16 protein-coding genes are annotated in these 21,579 nt (G+C 64.9%); 5 read left to right on the top strand and 11 right to left on the bottom strand.

Annotated features, from left to right (window positions below; translation table 11 throughout):
• Nucleotides 1–11 precede the first annotated feature (11 nt).
• Both otsB and MSIL_RS01020 read right to left on the bottom strand, forming a co-directional pair.
• Entirely contained in the window at nucleotides 12–785 is a 774-nt protein-coding gene (otsB, locus tag MSIL_RS01025) for a trehalose-phosphatase (RefSeq protein WP_012589251.1), read from the bottom strand.
• The gene (locus tag MSIL_RS01020) at nucleotides 779–1,219 is read right to left on the bottom strand and encodes a VOC family protein (protein WP_012589250.1); all 441 of its coding nucleotides are present in this window, start codon (nucleotides 1,217–1,219) and stop codon (nucleotides 779–781) included. The genes otsB and MSIL_RS01020 overlap by 7 nt, the downstream gene beginning before the upstream one ends.
• A 42-nt stretch (nucleotides 1,220–1,261) precedes the next feature.
• Between MSIL_RS01020 and MSIL_RS01015 the strand changes: the two genes are divergently transcribed.
• Nucleotides 1,262–2,794 carry a cation diffusion facilitator family transporter gene (locus tag MSIL_RS01015; RefSeq protein ID WP_244406192.1) on the top strand — a complete coding sequence of 511 codons (1,533 nt, stop codon included), beginning with the start codon at nucleotides 1,262–1,264 and terminating at the stop codon, nucleotides 2,792–2,794.
• 46 nt (nucleotides 2,795–2,840) lie between these two features.
• Nucleotides 2,841–4,133 carry an MFS transporter gene (locus MSIL_RS01010; protein ID WP_012589248.1) on the top strand — a complete coding sequence of 431 codons (1,293 nt, stop codon included), beginning with the start codon at nucleotides 2,841–2,843 and terminating at the stop codon, nucleotides 4,131–4,133.
• A gap of 2 nt (nucleotides 4,134–4,135) precedes the next feature.
• On the opposite strand, the gene MSIL_RS01005 is transcribed toward MSIL_RS01010, so the two are convergent.
• Nucleotides 4,136–5,113 (bottom strand): beta-propeller fold lactonase family protein, encoded by a 978-nt coding sequence (locus MSIL_RS01005; RefSeq protein WP_012589247.1) that lies wholly within the window; start codon nucleotides 5,111–5,113, stop codon nucleotides 4,136–4,138.
• A 39-nt stretch (nucleotides 5,114–5,152) separates the two neighbouring features.
• Nucleotides 5,153–5,704, bottom strand: a complete 552-nt coding sequence (locus MSIL_RS01000; protein ID WP_012589246.1) for an SRPBCC family protein — start codon at nucleotides 5,702–5,704, stop codon at nucleotides 5,153–5,155.
• A 155-nt stretch (nucleotides 5,705–5,859) separates the two neighbouring features.
• Here MSIL_RS01000 and pepN point away from each other — a divergent pair, with 155 nt between their 5' ends.
• From pepN to MSIL_RS00985, 3 genes are all read left to right on the top strand, one after another.
• Complete coding sequence (pepN, locus tag MSIL_RS00995; protein ID WP_012589245.1) at nucleotides 5,860–8,526, top strand: aminopeptidase N; 2,667 nt, start codon at nucleotides 5,860–5,862, stop codon at nucleotides 8,524–8,526.
• Nucleotides 8,527–8,541: 15 nt separating this feature from the next.
• The gene (locus tag MSIL_RS00990; protein ID WP_012589244.1) at nucleotides 8,542–9,210 is read left to right on the top strand and encodes an O-methyltransferase; all 669 of its coding nucleotides are present in this window, start codon (nucleotides 8,542–8,544) and stop codon (nucleotides 9,208–9,210) included.
• Between the two features lie 341 nt (nucleotides 9,211–9,551).
• Complete coding sequence (locus MSIL_RS00985) at nucleotides 9,552–11,939, top strand: PAS domain-containing sensor histidine kinase (RefSeq protein ID WP_012589243.1); 2,388 nt, start codon at nucleotides 9,552–9,554, stop codon at nucleotides 11,937–11,939.
• Here the strand turns inward: MSIL_RS00985 and MSIL_RS00980 are convergent.
• The 7 genes from MSIL_RS00980 to MSIL_RS00950 all read right to left on the bottom strand — a co-directional run bounded on the left by MSIL_RS00980 (nucleotide 11,925) and on the right by MSIL_RS00950 (nucleotide 21,567).
• Nucleotides 11,925–14,864: a bifunctional [glutamine synthetase] adenylyltransferase/[glutamine synthetase]-adenylyl-L-tyrosine phosphorylase gene (locus tag MSIL_RS00980; protein WP_012589242.1), complete on the bottom strand. Its 2,940-nt coding sequence runs from the start codon at nucleotides 14,862–14,864 to the stop codon at nucleotides 11,925–11,927. The genes MSIL_RS00985 and MSIL_RS00980 overlap by 15 nt on opposite strands.
• Nucleotides 14,861–16,324: a sensor histidine kinase gene (locus tag MSIL_RS00975; RefSeq protein ID WP_012589241.1), complete on the bottom strand. Its 1,464-nt coding sequence runs from the start codon at nucleotides 16,322–16,324 to the stop codon at nucleotides 14,861–14,863. Before MSIL_RS00975 ends, MSIL_RS00980 begins: the two co-directional genes overlap by 4 nt.
• A complete protein-coding gene (locus tag MSIL_RS00970) occupies nucleotides 16,308–16,991 on the bottom strand; it encodes a response regulator transcription factor (protein WP_041368266.1) in 684 nt (227 codons plus the stop codon). The genes MSIL_RS00975 and MSIL_RS00970 overlap by 17 nt, the downstream gene beginning before the upstream one ends.
• A gap of 133 nt (nucleotides 16,992–17,124) precedes the next feature.
• Nucleotides 17,125–18,699, bottom strand: coding sequence for a Do family serine endopeptidase (locus MSIL_RS00965; RefSeq protein ID WP_012589239.1), 1,575 nt, complete (start codon nucleotides 18,697–18,699; stop codon nucleotides 17,125–17,127).
• Between the two features lie 373 nt (nucleotides 18,700–19,072).
• The gene (locus MSIL_RS00960; protein ID WP_012589238.1) at nucleotides 19,073–19,795 is read right to left on the bottom strand and encodes a DUF2155 domain-containing protein; all 723 of its coding nucleotides are present in this window, start codon (nucleotides 19,793–19,795) and stop codon (nucleotides 19,073–19,075) included.
• Nucleotides 19,796–19,893: 98 nt separating this feature from the next.
• Entirely contained in the window at nucleotides 19,894–20,295 is a 402-nt protein-coding gene (locus tag MSIL_RS00955) for an NADH:ubiquinone oxidoreductase subunit NDUFA12 (RefSeq protein WP_012589237.1), read from the bottom strand.
• 96 nt (nucleotides 20,296–20,391) lie between these two features.
• Nucleotides 20,392–21,567 (bottom strand): MFS transporter, encoded by a 1,176-nt coding sequence (locus tag MSIL_RS00950; protein ID WP_041367434.1) that lies wholly within the window; start codon nucleotides 21,565–21,567, stop codon nucleotides 20,392–20,394.
• Between the last annotated feature and the right edge of the window lie 12 nt (nucleotides 21,568–21,579).

Below are 21,579 nucleotides of genomic sequence, written 5' to 3'. Positions count from 1 at the left end.
CCTGACGGCGGCTATGCGCCCTGTCCGCGCAGCGCCGTCAATTGGCTCCGCAACTGCGCCGGATCGGCCAGCCGGAACTGCGCCGAAGTCGACGCCTCCATGGCGGCGATCCTGATCGAAACCCCGCCCTGCTCATTGACGAAGCCAAAGCCGATCTCATCGGTCAGATCGTCGCCGATGAACACCGGCGTGCGGCCAAGGAATGGCGCCCCCGCCATCAGGCTCGCGATGCCGGTCGCCTTGGTATGGGCGGTCTGCTTCAGTTCGGCGACCATCTTTCCCGGCTGAACGGAAAGTTCCGGGCGGTCTACGAGCGCCTGCATGAAGGCCAGCGCCTCTTCGGCCAGCTCCGGCCGCTGACGGAAATGCAGCGCCAGGGTCGCTCCCTTGTCCTCCAGCCGCAAGCCCTCATGCCTTTGCGCGAAGGCCCGCAGTTTTGGCCGCGCGTCATCGACGGCCGAAGCGTCGGCAAAGGTGCGGGCGCCGTCCGGAAAACGAATCTCTGCCCCATGGAGCCCGGCGGCGGGCAAAATAAGGGGATCGAAAATCCGGTCGAGATCCGCGATCGCGCGCCCGCTGACCAAGGCGACGGCGCCGCCGCAAAAACCCATTATGTCGCCGAGCAGCGCGCGCAGCTTTGCATCGGCCAGAACGTCCTCGGGCCGTTGCCTGATCTCCAGCAGCGTGCCGTCGACGTCGAGAAAATAGGCCGAGGTCGACGGCGGGGCGATCTTTTCCAGTTCGCCCGGAGCCAGAAGCTCTGGAGCCTTCGCCGCCTCTACCAAGCGCCGACATTCTCCATCGAGGCCCAGGGCTCTTGCCTGGCTTTCGCCTCGCCCTTCTGCAAAAGCTCGATCGAAATCGCGTCCGGCGAGCGGACGAAGGCCATGCGGCCGTCGCGCGGCGGCCGATTGATCGTGACGCCCGCTTTCATCAGCCTGTCGCATGTCGCGTAAATATCGTCTACGGCAAAGGCGAGATGGCCGAAATTGCGCCCGCCGCTATAGGTTTCCGCGTCCCAATTATAGGTGAGCTCCAGCAAGGGCGAGTGGGTGTCTTTCGCCCTGCCGGCGTCGCCGGGCGCGGCGAGAAAAACAAGCGTAAAGCGGCCGGCTTCATGCTCGGTTCGCCGCATCTCTACAAGGCCAAGTTTTTGCGTATAAAATTCGAGCGATTGGCCGAGGTCCGAAACCCGCACCATCGTATGAAGGAATTCCATGCCGCAGCTCCTGTTCCGACGCCTCTCCCGAGACCGGCGCTTATGATCCGCGGCCGCGATATAGCACAAAAGGCCCTTGCGGTAGGCGCCCGGCTGCGCGACGCCTTCCTTCCGCTGCGCGACGCCTGCCTCGCCCGCCTTGCCGCGCTAATGGCTGCCGCCGCCCCGCAAGAGCAAGCCGCGAGCGCGGCGCTGCAGGCCGAGGTCAATCAGAAGCGCAAGGAGCGCGTGGCGCTCGTCTCGATCGCGGTCTCGGCGACCATGGCGATCGCCAAGCTGATCGCCGGGCTCGCCTCGGGGTCGCTGGCCGTGATGTCGGAGGCCGGCAATAATTTCGGCGACGTCGTCACGACGGCGCTGACCTATTATGCGATCCGAATTTCGAACAAGCCGGCTGACGACGAGCATCATTACGGCCACGCCAAGGTCGAAGCCCTGACGGCGCTGGTCGAGACCGGCGTGCTGTTCGCCCTTGCGACTTTCATTCTGATCGAGGCGGTGCGGCGCTTCTTCAACCATGACGTCGCCGTCGAGGCGAGCCCGCTGGTTTTCGCCGTGCTCTTTATTTCGATCGTGGTCGACTCCTTCCGCTGGCGCGCGCTCAATAAAATCGCCAAGGAAACCCGCAGCGAGGCGCTTGCCGCGGACGCGCTGCATTTTTCGAGCGATATCGTCGCCTCCTCGCTTGCGATTGCCGGCCTCATCGCCGCCCATTTCGGCTTTCCGCAGGGCGACGCCGTGGCCGCGCTGGGCGTCGCCGGTTTCATCGGCGTCGCCGGTTACAATATCGGCCGCCGCACCATCGACACGCTGGTCGACGCGGCGCCGAAGGGGCTCGCCGAAGAGGTCTGGGGCAGCGCCGCGGCGGTGCCGGGCGTCATCGACGTGCCGTCCGTGCGTCTGCGCCCCGCCGGCGCCGAAATTCTGGGCGATCTGGAAATTTCCGTCGCGCGCACGCTCTCCCTCGAAAGCGTCGCGGCGATCAAGGCGAATGTCGCCGAGGCGATCAAGGCGAGCCATCCGGAAATATCGGTCACCATCGCGACGCAGCCGATCGCCATCGACAGCGAAACCTTTCTCGAACGCATTCTGCTGATCGCCGCCAAGCGCCACGTTCCGATCCATCACATCACCGTGCAGGACGTCGACGGCCGCGCTTCGGTCAGCTTCGACATCGAGCTCGACGGGCGCATGTCGCATGGCTCCGCGCATGAGATCGCCTCAAGTCTCGAAAAGGAAATCCGCAAGGAGCTTGGCTCCGACGTCGAGGTTGAAAGCCATATCGAGCCAATGGAGCCGCGCCATTTGACCGGCCAGGACGTCGACCCGAAGATCAAGGCGAAGATCGAGGCGGCGCTGATAAAGAAGGCGCATGATCAGGGCGATCTGCTCGACGTCCACAACGTGCGGGTGCGGCGGACCCCAGCGGGGCTCGTGGTCAACTATCATTGTCTCGTCGATCCGGCGCTGAGCGTCGACGAAACGCATGATCAAGTCGACGCGCTGGAGCGCAAGATGCGAGCCTCTTTTTCCACGATCACCCGCATCGTCGGTCACGCCGAGCCCGCGCAATGACGAGCGCGCGGCTGCGGCGCAACGGGCGCACGTGAAGGACCCCGTCTTGCCAAGCGGTCTTGCGACGCTCGCCGCCCTGATGCGGTCGAGACGGTTCGCGCCGCTGTTCTGGTGCCAGTTTCTGTCGGCCTTCAACGACAATTTCGTGCGCAACATGCTCGCGATGCTGATCCTGTTCCGGCTTGGCGAAACCGGCGCCGGCGCGCTGATCACGCTCGCGGTCGGCATATTCGTGGCGCCGACGCTCATCCTGTCGGGGCTTGGCGGCGAAATCGCGGACGCGCAGGATAAAGCGCGCTTTGCCCGCGCGCTCAAGGGGGCGGAAATCGCGGTGCAGGCGCTCGCCGCGATCGGGCTTTGGATGGCTTCCCTGCCGGTGCTGTATGCGGCGCTGTTCGGGCTCGGCGTCATCAGCGCGCTGTTCGGACCGTTGAAATATGCAATCTTGCCCGAGCTCATGGCGCGCGATCAGCTTGTCGCCGGCAATGCGTTGGTCGAGGCGGCGACGTTTGCGGCGATCCTGCTCGGCCTCATCGCGGGCGGACTTTCGGTCGCGCGCTCGCCGGCTTCGACCATGCTGCAGCTGATGGCCATCGCGCTCGCCGCCTTTCTGACGAGCCTGTTCATCCCTTCGACCGCCCGCGCCGCCCCCGGCCTGTTAGTCACACATAATATTTTTGCCTCGACGGCCGGGCTCATCGCCGAATTGCGGCGCGACGCGAAGCTCTGGAGCCGCAGCATCGCCGTCTCCTGGTTCTGGATGGTTGGAGCCGTGGCGCTGTCGCTGACGCCGGTCATCGTGCGCGCCAAGACGGGCGGCGATATTGCGGTCGAGACCGCGATCAGCGCTTTGTTCGCGCTCGGCATCGGCGCCGGATCGCTCGCCGCGGCGCTGATCGCCAGGGGCCGCATCATCCTTTCGGGCGCTCCCTTCGCCGCGCTGGGAATGGGCCTCTTCCTGATCGATCTTGGCGTCTCGACCGCGCAGCTTCCGGCGGCGACCACCGAGACGGGGCTTTTGACCTTCTTTGCATCCGCCGCAGGCGTTCGCGTCGCGGTCGACGTCCTCGGCCTCGCCAGCGCGGGCGGCCTCTTTGTCGTGCCGCTGTTTGCCGCTATTCAGGCGGACGCTCCCCCCGCGTGGCGGGCGCGTCTGGTCGCCGCCGTCAATGTCCTGAATTCCACCTTCATTGTCGCAGGCGTCGCCGCGACCGCCATCCTGCAAAGCGCCGCCATCGGGTTATCCGAGCCCGTGCTGTCAATATTACTGGGGGTGTTGACGGTCGCCTTCGCCTTATATGTCCGCCGCTGCGTCGCGCCTGCGCCGGTCAAGACCTGAACTCAGCGCGTCTCGCGCAGAAAAAGGCCGAAGGAGCGCGGACCGTCGCCAACCTCGATCTTCGCCGTGACCTTCAAGGTCTTCGGATCGATCGCCTGGACGTCATTCGAGAACCAGTTCACGACATAGACGACGCTTTCGTCGGCGCTGGCCTGGAGCCCCTCGGGATATTCGCCGACTGACACGCGGCCGATCGGCTGGAGCGTTTCGAGGTCGAAGGCCGAGACCGTTCCGGCATATTGATCGCTGGAAAAGCCGCGACGGCCCGCGAGCGCGACAACATAAGGACGCTTGCCGACGGGGACTGTCCCGATCAGCGCGCGCGTGTTGAGGTCGATCACCGAAATATCGTTGCTTTCAACATTCGCCGTGTAGACGCGCGCGCCCTTGGCGTCGATCGTGACGCCAAACGGATGCGCGCCGGTTTTCACTTTGGCGATCGACCGGAAACTGCCCGAATCGAGAATCGAGACGGCGTCGTCATCGCGGTCGGCGACGACGATCAGGCCGCCGTCGGGCGAAACGGCGACGCCGGAGGGCGAGGCGCCGACTTCCGCCGTGGCGATAATGACGCGCGTTTCCAGATCGATCTTGTAAATTCGCGGCTGGTAGAAGCCCGAAACATAGAGGAAGCGCCCGGCCGGATCCGCGGCGACGCCGAGCGGCGTGTCCGGCATATCGATGCGGCCGCTGATCCGCCGCGAGGCGGCGTCGATCAGCGTGACGAATTTGCCCTCGGTGCTGGTGACGAAAGCGGTTGCGCCATCTTTCGACATGGCGATGCCAGCAGGCTTCCCGCCGATTTCGATATGCGCGATGGTCTTGCGCGCAACGAGATCGACGACGCTGACGCCGCCGCCGCTCTGCTCCGTGATGAAGGCTTCATCGGCCGACGCGAGCGCCGCGGCGCCGGTCAGAAGCGCAAGCGCGGCAGCAAGCCGCGGCAGCAGAGGGACGACGCGCCGGGGAATCCGGCGCATCAGCCGACTTCGCAAGTCGGCGGCAGGGCGCGCGTCATTTTAGTTGGTCGCTTCGAGCTTCTTCTTGAGCGCCTCGAGCCCCGCTTTGTAGACGCCCGTCACGGCGGTTTTGGCGGCTTCGTCGCTCAGTTCCGGCGGCGGATCATTGTTCGGATAGCCGCGATAAAAGGCGCCGTGCCACTCGACCAGGCTTTTCTTGCCGTCGTCTTCCGCTTTCACTTCGAGCGTCGAGGAATAATTGTTCACCGGGAGAACCTTCACGTCGACCTTGTCGATGCGATAAGAATAGCTGTGGTCTTCGGCGCTATACTTATAGAGTTCTTCGTCGATCGTCGCGCCATTGCCGAGATCGAGCTGGCGCTTGGCGACGTCCGGCGTGTTGCCGCCGTCGCCTGTGGTCTTCTGGATCGCAGGATGCCAGCTCATGTCCTGAAAATTGCCGATGACAGCCCAGACCTTGTCCGGCGCGGCGTTGATCTCGATGGATTCGGTCACCTTCTGCCGCGTCGGCCCATGCGCCAGCGCGGCGCCCGCCGCGCAGGCCAGAAGGGCGGCTCCGCAGAGCGTGGATGTGAATAGGCGTCGAGCCATGGCGTTCGCGTCCCCTCGTTGCTGGTTCTTCGTGGCGCCTTGGCGCCGCCGGACGCGCTTCCCTGCACTTTGCGCCGCGCGGACGCAAGCCCTATGATCGCGGCAAAATCGGACGGCGCCGTTTTCCCGCCGTCCATCCCCACGCCGAGGTCTTGATGCGTACAGACAGCGCCGAACCGGTTCGCCTGAAGGACTATAAAGCTCCCGATTATTTGATCGACAGCGTCGATCTCAACGTCAAACTCCATCCGACCGCGGCGAGGGTTGTTTCGCGCCTCAGCATCCGGCCAAATCCGAACGGCCGCCCGGACGCCGCGCTGATCCTCGACGGCGACGGGCTGATCGTCAAAAGCATCGCCATCGACCGCGCGGCGCCCGCCGACGGCGTCGTCGTGGTCAGCCCGCAGCAGCTCGCCCTCGCCAACCCGCCGCAGCGGCCCTTTACGCTGGACGTCGAGACCGAGGTTAACCCGACCGCGAACAGCCGTCTCATGGGCCTGTTCCGTTCGGGCTCGGCCTATTGCACGCAATGCGAACCGGAAGGGTTTCGCCGCATCACCTTTTTCCTCGACCGTCCGGACGTGCTCAGCGTCTATACGGTGCGGTTGGAGGCCAGCCGCGCGGAGGCGCCGCTCCTGCTCGCCAATGGCAATCTCGTCGAGGCCGGCGAGCTTGCTACAGGCGAGGACGGCGTCGCGCGTCATTATGCGGTCTGGCACGATCCCTTTCCAAAGCCCTCTTATCTCTTTGCGCTGGTCGGCGGCGATCTCGGCTCGATCCACGACGCGTTTTTGACGCGGTCCGGCCGCAGGGTTGCGCTCGGCATTTATGTCGAACACGGCAAGGAGCCGCTCGCCGCCTATGCGATGGATTCGCTAAAGCGCGCCATGGCCTGGGACGAGACCGCTTTCGGCCGGGAATATGATCTCGACGTGTTCAACATCGTCGCCGTGTCTGATTTCAACATGGGCGCGATGGAGAACAAGGGCCTCAACATCTTCAACGACAAATATGTGCTGGCCTCGCCGGCGACGGCGACAGACGCCGATTACGCCCATATCGAGGCCGTCATCGCGCATGAATATTTCCACAATTGGACCGGCAACCGCATCACCTGCCGCGACTGGTTTCAGCTCTGCCTGAAGGAAGGCCTCACCGTCTTCCGCGACCATGAATTTTCGTCCGACATGCGCTCGCGCGCCGTCCATCGCATCGCCGACGTGCGCGCGCTGCGGGCGGCGCAGTTCCCCGAGGATGCGGGGCCGCTCGCCCATAATGTGCGGCCCGAAACCTATTATGAGATCAATAATTTCTACACTGCGACGATCTATGAGAAGGGCGCCGAAGTCATCCGCATGCTCAAAGTTCTGATCGGCGCGGAGAGTTTTTCGCGCGGCATGGATCTTTACTTCGAGCGTTATGACGGGACCGCCGCGACGGTCGAGGATTTCATCTCCTGCTTCGCCGAAGCCTCTGGGCGCGACCTTTCCGACTTCTTTCGCTGGTACCGGCAATCCGGCACGCCGCTGCTCGAAGCGGCTTCCTCCTATGACGCGAGCGCCGGGACTTTCACGCTGCATCTGGAGCAATCGTCAAAGCCGACGCCCGGACAGGATCATAAAGAACCGTTCGTGATACCCGTCGCGCTCGGCCTCGTTGGACCGGACGGCGATCTGCCGCTGAAGACAGAGACCGACAACGCCGCGAGCGCGCGCGAAATCGAAAGCGGCGTGTTTGTGCTGTCGACGCCGCAGCGAACCATCATTTTCCGCGACGTCGAGAGCCGCCCGGCCCTTTCAATATTGCGCGGCTTTTCGGCGCCCGTCAGGCTGGATTATGCCGCAAGCGAAGCCGATCTCATCCGGCTCATCGCGCGCGACAGCGACAGTTTTACGCGATGGCAGGCGGCGCAGACTTATGCGAGCCGGCTGCTTACGCGCGCGGTCGCCGACATCGGCGCCGGCAAGAGCCCTGCCGAGGATTATGATTTCGTCGACGCGCTCGCCAGCGTGCTGACGGAAAGCGCCGATCCCGCCTACGCGGCGCAGATGATCACTTTGCCGAGCGAGGCCGACATCGCCCGCGACATCGGCGAAAACATCGACCCCGACGCCATCCACGCCGCGCGGTTCGGTTTGCGGCGCGCGATCGGCAAGGGTCTTTCTTCGCATCTTCACACGGTCTATGCGCGCCTTGCGCCGGACGGCCCCTATTCGCCTGACGCCGCGGCGGCCGGCCGGCGCGCGCTGCGCAACGCCGCGCTCGATCTTCTATGCGCCGGCGAGCCCGAGGAAGGCGCGGCGCTGGCGTCGCGGCAATTTGCGTCCGCCGACACCATGACCGACGAGATCGCAGCGCTCGGCGCTCTCGCGCAAACGCCGGGAGAGACGCGAGAGGCGGCGTTGAAGACCTTCTACCGGCGGCACGCGCATGACGCGCTGGTCGTCGATAAATGGTTCGCGCTGCAGGCAATGCTGCCGGACGCCGATACGCTTTCGCGCATCAAGGATCTGACGGGCCACCCCGCTTTTTCGTTCGCCAATCCCAACCGCGTGCGCTCGCTTGTCGGCGCCTTCGCGACCGGTAATCTGACGCGCTTCAATGCGGCGGACGGCTCCGGCTTCGACTTCGTCGTCGAAATCGTGCTCTGCCTCGATCCAAAGAACCCACAGGTCGCGGCGCGGCTTCTCTCCGCCTTCAAGAGCTGGCGTACGCTGGAGCCCGGGCGCAAGGCCCTCGCGGAGGCGGCGCTACGCCGCATCGCGGTGCGCGACGTCCTCTCGGCGGACGTCAGGGACATCGTCGATCGTTCACTTGGCTAGTTGTGGATTGGATTTATGACGGAACAGCTTTGGACCGAGGTCGACTCCTATATCTCCGGCCTGTTCGCCCCGGATGACGCGGCGCTTGACGGCGCCCTCAAGGCGAGCGTTGAAGCCGGCCTGCCGGCGATCCAGGTCGCGCCGAACCAGGGCAAGTTTCTGCAGCTGCTGGCGCGCGCGATCGGCGCGCGGCGGATCCTCGAAATCGGCTCGCTTGGCGGCTACAGCACGATCTGGCTCGCCCGCGCGCTTCCCGCCGACGGACGGCTGATCACGCTCGAGGCCGATCCCAAGCACGCCGCGGTCGCGACGAAAAACTTCGCAACGGCCGGCCTGTCCGACAAGATCGAGCTGCGCCTTGGCTTTGCGAAAGATACTCTGGCGCAACTCGCCGCCGAGGCGCAGGACCCGTTCGACTTCATCTTTATCGACGCCGACAAGGCGAACATCCCCGCCTATTTCACCGCGGCGCTTTCCCTCTCGCGCCCCGGAGCGCTCATCATTGTGGACAATGTCGTACGCAAGGGCCGCGTGATCGAGGCGGACAGCGCCGATCCGGACATCGAAGGCGTCAGAGCCTTTAATGAACTCGCCGCGCGGGAGACCCGCGTCAGCGTCACCGCAATCCAGACGGTCGGGTCCAAGGGCTATGACGGTTTTGCCGTCCTTTTGGTTAACGCCTGAGCGCTGATTTTCGCGCGGGCGCCCTCGCCGGAGGCGGGCGCGCGGGCGGGCTTTGAAGCTTTGTTCGAGCCTCAGTCTATCCAATTGATTTTTCGAATAGTCTTGCCGCGAAACACGCGCCGCGAGCATTTTGCGCCGCGTGCTGAATGTTATTTTTCAATAAGTTACAAGATCACTCGCGGCGTTGGCTAAGCAACCTCTGGATTTCGCCGTCAAGCTCATTTTTTTACATTCATTGTTAATGAATTCTCTGGACAAAAAAGCCAAGTCGGAGTCTCATGATTCTCGACTCGGGGGAGATGCGGCACATTTGCCCCGGGTCAGTTTCGAGGGGGACCGACATGGCGCGCGCAAACGCGGCCAGTGCGTCTGCGCATGCAGACGCACTGCGTGAACTTGCCGGAAGCTCGGCGGCTAACGCTGAGTCTGTTCGTGCAGCCTTTCCGATCAGCAGCCTCGAAATCTGGGTTCGCCGCGCCGTCCCCGCGATGGTCATTCTGTTCATCTGCGCGCTCGCCGCCATGACGGTGGCGATGGCCCGCGAATCCTATGAACGCGCCATCTCCGACTCGCTCTCAGACCTCGAGCTACTCGCCGCGGTCGTCGCCGATGATCTGCGCGAGACGCTGAAACACACGCCGGCTGGCGACATTCCCACCGCCCTCACCGACGCCATGCCCTCGCGGGCCCTCGCCCGGGGTCAGCAGGCGATGATCACCGATCTCACCGGTGAGATCATTGCCTCGACGCCCGGCGCGCGCGCCATCCGCGGCCCGCTGCTCGACTTTCTCGGCCCCTCGCAACCCCTGACGATCTTCGCCGAAAAGGCCGGCGTGCTGCGCATCATTCTGCCGGACGGCGCAGACGCACTCGCAACCGTACGCACGCTCAATCAACCCTTCGGTCAACTCGCCATCGTCTACCCGATGTCGGCTGTGCTCGCCGACTGGCGCGCGGCGTCCCTGCGCACGGGGGTATTGCTCGTTGCCACAGCCTTGGTGCTGATCGCGTTGGCGCTCGCCTATTTCTGGCAGGCCTCCCGCGCCCGCGAAGCCGACCGTGTATGCGAACGGGTGCGCGACCGCATCGATACGGCGCTGAGCCGCGGCCGCTGCGGACTGTGGGACTGGGATCTCGCCCGCGGACGCATCTACTGGTCAGACTCGATGTACCAGATCCTCGGGCTCGCGCCGGTCGGCAATTTCCTCTCCTTCGGCGACATCAACGCGCTGGTGCATCCGCAGGACGGCGACCTCGCCGCCATCGCCGAAATGCTCACGGCCTCGAAAGCGGAAAGCGTCGATCACGCCTTTCGCATGCAGAACGTCAAAGGCGAATGGGTGTGGCTGCGCGCGCGCGCCGAGCTCGTTCGCGAGCAGGCCGGCGCAACGCCGCATCTTGTCGGCATCTGCGTCGACATCACCGAACAGAAGACGCTCGCCGAACGCACCGCGACCGCCGACATGCGCCTGCGTGACGCCATCGAATCCGTGTCCGAGGCCTTCGTTCTCTGGGACGCCGATAACCAGCTCGTGATGTGCAATTCGAAGTTCCAGAAATTCCACAATCTGTCGAGCGAGGCGGTCATTTCCGGCACGCCTTATGCGCAGGTCATGGAGAAAGGAACGCCGCCAATGATTCAGGCGCAAACGGCGCTCGGCGAGCGCCCGCAGGCGGGCGCGCGCACCTATGAGGCGCGGCTCGGCGACGGGCGATGGCTGCAGATCAATGAACGGCGCACCAAGGACGGCGGCTATGTTTCGGTCGGCACCGACATCACCGCGCTGAAGCGTCACGAAGAACAGCTGATGGAGAGCGAGCGGCGCCTGATGGCCACCGTCGCCGATCTCCGCAAATCGCGCCAGACGCTGGAGCAACAGGCGCAACAGCTTGCCGACCTGGCCGAAAGATACCTCGAGCAAAAGGCCGAGGCTGAAACCGCCAACAAGGCCAAATCCGAATTTCTGGCCAATATGAGTCACGAGCTGCGCACGCCGCTCAACGCCATCATCGGCTTCTCGGAAGTGATGCAACAGGAGACATTCGGCCCGCTCGGATCGAAAAAATACGTCGACTACTCGAACGACATCAAACAAAGCGGCGAATATCTTCTTGGCGTGATATCGGACGTGCTTGACATGTCGCGGCTGGAATCCGGCCGCGTGCGTCTGCAAAAAAGCGAATTTGAGCTCGACGCCGCAGTCTCCGGGGCTCTCGCGACGGTGGAGCAGATCGCGCGCGAAAAGGAGATCACGCTCGTCGCGGAGGCGATGCCCGGCAAGCGCGCCAACGCCGACCGCGCCGCCTTCGAGAAGATCCTGGCGATCCTCTTGCGCAACGCCGTCAAATTCACGCCAAAGGACGGCCGCGTCAGCGTGCGCGCGCGCTTCGTCCAGGGCGCCCTCAATGTCTATATTGAAGACACCGGGATCGGCATCGCCCCGGCGGCGCAGGCGCGGCTTGGGCGTCCGTTCGAGCAAATGGGCGGAAGCCTCGACAATGGCATGAAGGGCTCGGGGCTTGGCCTTGCCATCGCGCGTTCGCTCGTCGATCTGCATGGCGGCTCGATGCGCATCCGCTCGACCGTCGGGTCCGGCACGATCGTGCTCGTACATCTGCCGCAATGGCGCGACGCGCCGCGTCAGAAACTGCTGTTGGCAGCCGCCGCCGCGCCCCGCCGGCCGCATGCGCCGGCGCAGAAGCTCCGCGCCTCCTCAGTGCGCCACTAGAATTCTCTCAAAAATCCTGCGCACGATGCGACGCCTGTCGCGTAAATCCGCTTCGAGGGCGCTAAGGCTTGGCAGTTCGGCCGCGGCCGCAAGCCGGCGCTTCACGCCCTCGCTGGCCTCGCGGGGATCTGCGCCGGGATCGAGCGCGAGCCGCAGCATTTGCATGACGCTCGTCATGACGTGGTGGGCGAACAGCAAGTGGCGCGCGTCCCCGGTTTCGATCAAATGAAATTCGGCCGCCGCCGCGATCATGCCGGACGTCGACGAGGAGATCATCGCCGGATGGTCGGCAGCATGGCGCAGCGTGAGATATTGCGCGATGAATTCAATATCGATCAATCCCCCGGATGCGAGCTTCAAATCCCACCGGTCCTTGTCGCCTTTGACTTTGGCGATCAGCTTGCGCATCTCGGCGACTTCGCGCGCCAGATGGTCCCCGCGCCTGCGCATAAGGACCGCGCGGATCGCCTGCTCGATCTCAAGCGTCAGGGCGCTGTCTCCGGCGAGCGCGCGGGCGCGCGTCAGCGCCATATGCTCCCAGGTTTCCGCCGTGTTGTTTTGATAGTCGACTAAGCCGGCAAATTGCGTGGCCAGCGGCCCCTGACGCCCCGACGGACGAAGCCGCATGTCGACCTCATAGAGGCGGCCCCGTTTGGTCGCGACCGTCAGCGCCGCGACGAGCCGCTGCGCGACGCGCGTATAATATTGCACGGCGTGCAGGGGACGCGGGCCATCCGACTCCGGATTTGCATGATCAAAATCATAGATCAGGATCAGGTCGAGATCGGACGTCGCGGTCATCTCGCGCGCGCCGAGTCGGCCAAGCCCGAGCGCCGCGACGCGCCCGCCCTGGACGCGCCCATGCTCAGCCGCAAACATGCGCAAAACGAAATCAAGCGCGGCGGCGACAATCGCTTGCGCAAGCGCTGAATAATCGCGCCCGGCCTCCAGGGGCGTCATCGCTTCGGAAAAAAGCTTGAGGCCGATGCGAAACATTTCCTCGCGCCCGAAGTCGCGCAGAAGATCCAGAAACTCCTCGAAATGCTCCGTCCTCTGCGCAAGACGCGCGGCGCGCTCGCGATAGACGGCGTCGTCGGTCAGCGCCTCGAAAACATGCGGAGCGACGGCCGCGTCGAGGAGATGCGGATTGGCGACAATCATTCGCGCCAGCCGCGGCGCGCCGCCGAGAATGTCGGCGAAGAGTTCGCAGATGGGCGGGTTGGATTTTAACAGCGAGAACAGTTCGACCGCGGCGGGCGTGTGCGCCAGCGCCTGGTCGAAGCCTGCGAGCGCAAGATCGGGCTCGCCCGACTTCGAGAAGGCCTGAAGCAGCGACGGAACAAGCTCCGTCAGCACTTCGCGCGCGCGGGCCGTTCGCACGGCGGGCCGGCGGCCGAAATGCCAGCCGCGGACGGTTTCAAGCGCCAAGGACGCATCCTTGAAACCGAGCCGCGTTAGCGTTTCGAGCGTTTCAGGATCATGCTCCGCGCCGGTGAAGACGAGGCTGCCGGCGCTTGCGTCAAGCGCCGGCGCATGTTCGAACAGCCGCGCGTAATGATGCGAGACAAGGCCCATGCAGCGCATCAGCGCCGTCTCGAAGTCGGCCTCGCGCGCGAAGCCGCAGAAATGCGCGAAGCGGGCCAGCTCGCCAGCGTCCTGCGGCAGGCGTTGGGTCTGTTCGTCGGCGATCATCTGCAGGCGATGCTCAACCTCGCGCAACACAACATAGGCGGCGCTGAGGTCGTTCACGGCGTCGGCAGGCGTCCAGCCGTCGGCGCCGAGTTCGGCGAGCATATCGAGCGTGCGCGAGCCGCGCAGATTCGGGCGCTTGCCGCCGAAAACCAACTGTTGCGTCTGAACGAAAAACTCAACCTCGCGGATCCCGCCCCGGCCGAGCTTGACGTCATGGCCCGGCACCGTCACTTCGGCGTGGCCGCGCACGGCGTGGATCTGGCGCTTCATCGCATGGATGTCGGCGAGCGCCGCATAATCGAAATATTTGCGCCAGATGAACGGCGTCAGGGCGCCCAGAAACTCGCGCCCGAGCTCCAGATCGCCGGCCATCGCCCGCGCCTTGATATAGGCGGCCCGCTCCCAGTTCTGGCCGAGCGTCTCATAATAGCTGTAGGCGGCCGGCAGCGAGACGGCGATCGACGTGGAGCCGGGATCGGGACGAAGGCGCAGATCAACCCGCAGCACATAGGAATCGGCGGTCGCTTCCTGCAGCAGTTTGACGAGACGCTTGGTGATCCGGACATAGGCGGTCGAAGCCTCGCCGACCAGCGCCGAGCAGTCCGGATCGTAGAAGACGGCGAGATCGACGTCGCTCGAATAGTTGAGCTCGTCCGCTCCCAATTTGCCGAGGGCGAGAATGACAAGGCCGCAGCCGCGCTCCGGCTCGTCGAGCGAGGCGAGCTTCAGCTTTCCCGCGTGATGCGCCTCCCGGAGCAGAAAGCGCAGCGCCGCCCGGATAAAGGCGTCGGCCGCGAGCGAGAGCGCCCGTGTCGTCTCGACAAGGCTTTTCACGCCGCCAAGATCGGCGAGCGCGATCAGGAGCGCGCTTTCCTGCTTGGCTTGTCGCAGCGCGCGCATCGCCGCGGCTTCATCCTGCGTCGAATCGCAAGCAGCCCCGGCCCGCAGGATCAATTCATGAAGCGAGGAATTAAAATCGGCGTTAAGGCAGCGCGTGAGGCGCCCCGGATCACGGACAATGAGCCGCCACAGGAAGGGCGAATGATCCGCCAGCGCGAGCAGGAGCCGCCTGACCTTCAGCTTTCGCACAAGGGAACGAAGGTCGGTCGCCGGTTCCGAACGCATAAAATCGGCAAGGCGCTCACGCGCGCGGGACGGGTCGCTGAGACGCGGGGCCGTCCGCAGCGCGCGCCAGAGAGGCGTCGCGCCGGCCTCGCGCCCCGGCCCGGTCATGCCGCGGCCTCGGGCGGCGGCAGGCTGAGCTTCGGCGCGGATTCATTCTTGGGCGTTATGGCCGCGGCGGGCAGCGCTATGACGACGCGAAGGCCCGGCGCATTGTCCTCAAGCCGCAGGGTCCCGTTATGAAGCCGCGCAACGGCCGCGGCGAGGGAGAGCCCAAGTCCGGAGCCCGGCCGCGAGCGAGAATTTTCGAGCCGAACGAAGCGGTCAAGCACGCGCTCGCGATCGGCCGGCGGAATGCCCGGGCCATGGTCGCCGACGACAATCTCGACGACGGCGCCGGCGCGACGCGCCAGAAGTTCGATGTTTTTTTGCGCGGGGCTATCCGCGGCCCCGGTCTCGGCAGGCTCCGCGCCGTATTTCAGCGCATTGTCGACGAGATTTGCGATCGCTTGGCCGACCAGCTCGCGGCTGCCGTGAATGATTAAATTCGGCTGGGTTTGGACGTCAAGGCCGAGGCCAAGCTCTTCGACGGCCGGCTCGTAGAGTTCGCCAACGTCGGCGATCATCGCGCCGGCGTCGAAGTCGATCGCTCCCTCAGGACCCGATCCCGCCTCGGCGCGGGCGATCTTGAGGAGCGCGTCGAAGATCTGGATCAGCCGGTCGGATTCCTCCAGCACCTTTTCGAGCGCGCCGCGATAGTCTTCCGGCGTCTTGCCGAATTGCAGCGCGGCCTCGGCGCGCGCGCGCAGGCGCGTCAGCGGCGTCTTGAGGTCATGGGCGATATTGTCGCTGACCTGCTTCAGTCCTGTCATCAGAAGCGAGATGCGGTCGAGCATGGCGTTGAGATTTTGCACGAGCCGGTCGAGCTCATCGCCGGTGCCGGCGATCGGGAGCCGGCCGGTGAGATCGCCGGCGACGATGGTTTTCGCCCGCGCATTGATGGCGTCAACCCGATTCAGCACGCGGCGGGCCACCCAAAGCCCGCCAAGCGTGCCGATCGCGACGAGCCAGATCAGCGAGGTCAGCAAGGCGCCGCGCAGAATGTTGCGCAGGCTCTCGCCTTCTTCGAGGTCGTGCCCGACGACGAGGCGGAAGCCAGCCGGCAGCACGAAGATACGCGCAAGCGCGCGCCTTTTCTTGCCGACGGCGCCCGCCGGCTCATAGGTGGTTTCGACAAGGCCCGGCCGCTCCAGAACGCCCGGCGGCAGGCTCGCTATATTGCCGACGAGGGGTTCGCCGGCGCCGGTCGTGACGAGATAGAGATCGGCGCCCGGGCGCTGCGTGCGGTTTTCGACGCTCTGGACCAGACGGCGGATGCCGCCCTGCGCATATTGCTCGGCCAGTCCCGCAATGTCGGCGTCGACCGTATTGGCGATCTGCTGGTCGATCAGCATTTTCACATTGTCGCCGACGCTGCTCAGCACGAGCCCGGCGCCGATGGCGGAAATGACCAGAAACGCCAGCGAAACCTTAAAAACCGTCGTGCGAAAAAGCTTAGCGAGAGCCGTCACGGATCATATATCCCGCGCCGCGAATGGTCTGCAGAAGGGGCGGTTCAAAGCCCTTGTCGATCTTGCTGCGCAGGCGGGAGATATGGACGTCGATGACATTGGTCTGGGGGTCGAAATGATAGTCCCAGACATTCTCCAAAAGCATGGTGCGCGTCACCACCTGCCCCGCATGCCGCATCAGATATTCGAGCAGCCGGAACTCGCGCGGCTGCAACTGGATCTCCTTGCCTTCGCGCGCAACCTTATGCGCCAGCCGGTCAAGCTCGAGACCGCCGACGCGATAGACGGTCTCTTCACCCGTCCCATTCTGCTTGCGCCGGGCCAGGATTTCGACGCGGGCGAGAAGTTCGGCGAAGGCGTAGGGCTTTGAGAGATAGTCGTCGCCCCCTGCCCTGAGGCCCTTGACGCGGTCGTCGACCTGCCCCAGCGCCGAAAGGATCAGCACCGGCGTTTCGACTTTCTGCGCCCGCAACCCGCCGATCAGCGACAGGCCGTCGAGCTTCGGCAACATGCGGTCGACGATGAGGACGTCGTAATCCTCTTCGCGGGCCCGGGCGTAGCCTTCGAGACCGTCGCCGACATGGTCGGCGACATGTCCCGCCTCACGGAACGCCTTGGCCATGTAATTGGCCGCTTCCGAATCATCTTCGACGATGAGAATGCGCATGGACGGCATCATACTCGATTCTCCAAAAAGCATCAGGCCGGGAGTTTCCTCCCGGCCTGTGCGTCCTGGAGCCCGCGACGCAGCGGGGGGCGTCCCGTCGCGGACCCACTTAAGTCTCTCTAGGGAGCGAGACTTAGGAAGCGGGGTTGGTCGCCACGGCGACGAAGCGCGTGCCTTCGCCGCTCTTGACCCGCAGCAGCACGGCCTTGCGGCCATCCTTCTTGGCGTCAGCGATAATCGCCGCAATTTCGGACGGCTTGCTCACCGCGCGGCCGCCGGCCTCGAGGATGAGATCGCCGACCCTGAGGCCCTTCTGCGCGGCCGAGCCTTCGGGATCGATGTCGGCGACAACGACGCCATCATTGCCCGCGCCTTGCACGGAAGACGCCGGAGCCAGCTTCAGCCCGAGGCCCGCAAGCGCAGAATTATCCTGCAGCGCCGCCGGCTTTGCCGCCTCTTTCTCGTCGGGGAGCGAGCCGAGCTTCACCGCTACGGTCTTCTCCGCGCCGTCGTGCCAATAGAGCAGATCGGCCTTCTTGCCCGGACCAAGCGCCGCCACTTTCTTGGCGAGATCGCGCGGTCCATCGACGCGCTCGCCATTGACGCCGAGGATCACGTCGCCGGATTTGATGCCCGCTTCCTTGGCGGGCGAATTGTCCTGCGCGTCGGCGACGAGTGCGCCCTTGCTCGACTTGAGGCCAAGGCTGTCGGCGATCTCATCGGTGACCGGCTGAATCTGCACGCCGATCCAGCCGCGCGCCACGGCGCCCTTGTCCTTGAGGCTCGCAATGATCGACTGCGCCGTCTCCGAGGGGATGGCGAAGCCGATGCCGACGCTGCCGCCGGACGGCGAGAAGATCGCCGTGTTGACGCCGACGACGTCGCCCAGCGTGTTGAAGGTCGGGCCGCCCGAGTTGCCGCGGTTCACCGGGGCGTCGATCTGCAGGAAATCGTCATAGGGGCCGGCGCCGATGTCGCGGCCGCGCGCCGAGACGATGCCGGCCGTCACCGTTCCGCCAAGGCCGAACGGATTGCCGACCGCAATCACCCAGTCGCCGACGCGGGGGGTGGCGCTGGAGAATTTCACGTGAGGATAGGAGCCGTCTTCCTTGATCTTCAACAAGGCCAGATCGGTCTTCTTGTCGGTGCCGACGACCGTCGCATGAAGGGTCTTGCCCTCGTCGGTGGTGAGCGTGACTTCGGTCGCCTTCTCGACGACGTGGTTATTGGTCACCACATAGCCGTCCGACGAAATGATGAAGCCCGAGCCCTGCGCCTGCGCCGAATGCGGCTTGCCGGGACCGCCCGGATGCGGCATGCCCGGCTGGCCGAAGCGCTTGAAGAAGCGCTCCAGCGGATCGCCCGGCTGAAGGCGCGGAATCTGGCCGGGGCGCGGCGAATCGCTGTTGTCATCGTCGTCATCCGACGCGTCGGCGGTCTCAGTGATCTTGACCTTGACCGAAACGACTGCGTCGCGAACATGGTCGACGACATCGGCGAAGGATACCGGCGAGGCGGAAGGCGCTTGCGCCGCGATGGGAGCGGCGGTTTCGGCGACCGCGGAATGCGGCGAAACGAAGCCGGTCGTCAGCGCTCCGGTCAAGGCAGCCGTCGCCACGGCGCCAAGCAGGACGACCCGAAGGCCGCGCCGGGGCGCGGGACGCGATTGGCCATTCTGTTCAGAACCAGGAAGCAAAGGGAAAGCCATCGAGTGTGTTCTCCATCATGGAAATCGGCAGAGGATATTGCCAAGCTATTGGCGAAGATGATTGGCCTCGACCAAGGGTAGGGCTTCGGCGAAAAGGCGGCCGGCCGGGCTGATTGAGGCAGTTTGCCGAGGCGAGGCTTACGCCCCTGTTTCAGTCAGATGAAACTTAGGACAGATTTGGTCTCGCCAATCCGCGCAGTCCAGCGAACTCGCTGATGTGTAGATTTGGCGGGCAATGCGCCAAAGCAAGGGCGGCAGGGTCGCGTCCGAGGGGTATTTTCAAGGCGAGGGAATTTTAACGGAGGGCGCGCGGGCGCTTTCGACGGCGCGATTGGTCCGCCGGCGCAAGCAGCTTTAGACCCGTAAGGCAAGTTTACTGCGGCGCGCGCGGATCCGGGATGTCGCCGGGCGGAAGAGGCGATTCGAAATCATCGGCCGGAGCCTGCCTTCGCGCGCGCGGCTGCGTCGGCGGCGGCCGAAAACCTGGCGGCGGCGCGACTTCAACAGGCGCCTGGTCCTGAAACGGCAGCGGGGCCTCGCCAAAATTATCCACTGGCGGCTGCGGCAGCTGCGGCTGCACGCGGCGTGGTTTCGTCGCTTTCTTCGGCGTCGGACTTGCGTTTTCCGGCGGTGGGGGCGTCGGCTCGGCGGCGGCGCTCGGGCTTACGACGATTTCCTTGCCACCTTTGCAGTCGGTCAGCCAGATATCGTAGATCGGGTGCTCGATGCCATGCAGGCCGGGGCTCGCCGCAAACATCCAGCCGGAAAAAATCCGCTTATAGTCGTTTTTGGCGTCGACCTCGTCGACCTCGACGAAAGTGGTCGTCTGCGGCGCTTCGGTCGCAGGCCGGGTGTAGCAGGCGCGCTCGGTGATCTGCAGCGTGCCGAACTGCACCGTTTCATCGGTCGCGACCTCGAAGGTTATGATTCGTCCGGTAATCTTGTCGAGGCCGGAAAAGACCGCGATGGGATGCTTGATGCGGTCGGCCTGAGCCGGCCCCGCCAGCACGAGGGCGCCGAGCGCCGCGGCGGCGAAAAGCCGGCGAGCCGGCCGGCTTTTGCGCCGGAGCGACGGGCAAATCGCGGCTTCGTTCATGGGAGTTTTACGTGACAAGAAAGCCTGCCGATGACTCGCGCAGGGCGTCCTGACGGAGCGGCCGTCCGGAAAACATCATATCGCGCGTCGCTCTCAAATTAGCCTTCGGGGGCCCAGGCTTCGTAATCGCCGGTGGCTTTCGGGCGGGCGTTGGCGCGCAGCGTCGAGCCCGGCGGGCGCCAAGCCTCCGGCGTGCCGGTCAGATTGGGCAGATGCGGCAATTGCCAGGGGCGCGGCTTGTAATCTTCTTCCGTGGGGGGTGTGTCGACCGTGTGATGCAGCCAGCCATACCAGCCGGGCGGCGTCTTCGAGCCTTCGCTGACCCCGGCATAGATCACCCAGCGCCGCTCGAAGCCGAGCGCGGGATCGATCACATGGGAGCGATAATAGCTATTGCCGAACTCGTCGGTTCCGACCAGCTTGCCGTGACGGGCCGTGTAAAGCCTGGTGTTCAGGGTCTGGCCGTTCCACCACGTGAAGATCAACAAAAGCCATTTCATCACGGCGCGCCTCGAACTTGAGCTTGGCAGACGGGTCCCTGTCGCGCTGACTTTATGGCGGGCGCTGGGCCCGCTGTCCAGCCCGATGCCGCCGTCCTATCGCGGCCCCGGCCGGAGATGGGGCGCAAGGGCAAGGGCCAGCGGAAAGATAGAAAGCGCAACCATGGCTGTGGCGACGACCGCCCAATTCGCCCCGACGGCGTCGCCGAGCACGCCATAGAAAATCGGCGAGACGGCTCCCGACCCGATCGTGCCGGTATAAAACAGCGCAAAGGCCCGCTCGACTCGATGAGGCGGCGTCAGCTCCGGAACCGTTCCATAAAGCACCGATGAGGTGCCGTTCAGCATGATTCCGAGCAGCGGCAGCAAGACGAGGATCGCCGGAAGCGGCAGGATCAGAACGGCCAGAATGGCGGCGGCCGTCCCGCCCTCGGTCAGTAGCACCGTCCGCAGCACGCCGATCCGCGCGCCAAGCCAGCCGCAGGTGAATTTGCCCGCGGCGCCGCCAATGAAGACCAAAGCCAGGGCGACGCCAACGGTCGGCAGCGAGGCCCCATGAGCCTTGAGAATAAAGGGAAGAAAGGTCAGAAAGCCCATCCGCACGCCGGTGTCGAGGACGCCGATCGCAAACAGCAGCGGAAAGCCGCCGCGCCCGCTGCCCCTCTGTTCCCGTCGGTCGCCCGCCTTGCTGCCCCCGGCGATCGGCGGCATGAAAGCGGCGATCGCAATCGCCGTCGCGGCGCCGATAAGGGCGAGCAGCCAGAGCGCGTGGCGCCAGGACATGAAGATGAGCAGCAGCGAGGTCAGGGCGGGAATGGCCGCCTTGCCGAGATCGCCCGAAAAATTATAGACGCCAAGCGGCCCGCGCGAAGCTTTGCCATAGGCGCGCGATACGGCCGCCGAGGCGATCGGATGCTGCGTGCTGGAGCCCGCGCCGGAGAGGGCGAGCCCGGCGCAGAGGCCGAGCAAGCCGCCGGAGGCGCCGGCGAGAGCGTAGCCGATCCCCGACAGCGCCGTGCCGAGCGCTAGAATGATTCGGCCGTCCCATCTTTCGGCGAGACGCCCGACCGGAACCTGCAGCGCCGCCATGCTGGCGGCGTAGAGCGCGCGCAGCAGGGCCAACATGCCAAAGCCAAGCGCGAACTCGGCCTGCCAGACCGGCAACAGGATGTAAATCAGGTCGGTATAGCCATCGTGCAGCGCATGCGCCGTTCCGGCGACGGCGAGGGTGCGGCGCGCCCCGGAGGGGCTAGCGAGGAGCGCCTCGTTCATGGCGCTCTGGGC

The sequence above is a fragment of the Methylocella silvestris BL2 genome, assembly GCF_000021745.1.
Taxonomy (GTDB): domain Bacteria; phylum Pseudomonadota; class Alphaproteobacteria; order Rhizobiales; family Beijerinckiaceae; genus Methylocapsa; species Methylocapsa silvestris.
Note: the sequence above shows the minus strand (reverse complement) of the source record. Positions and strands in the feature narration are given on the sequence as shown.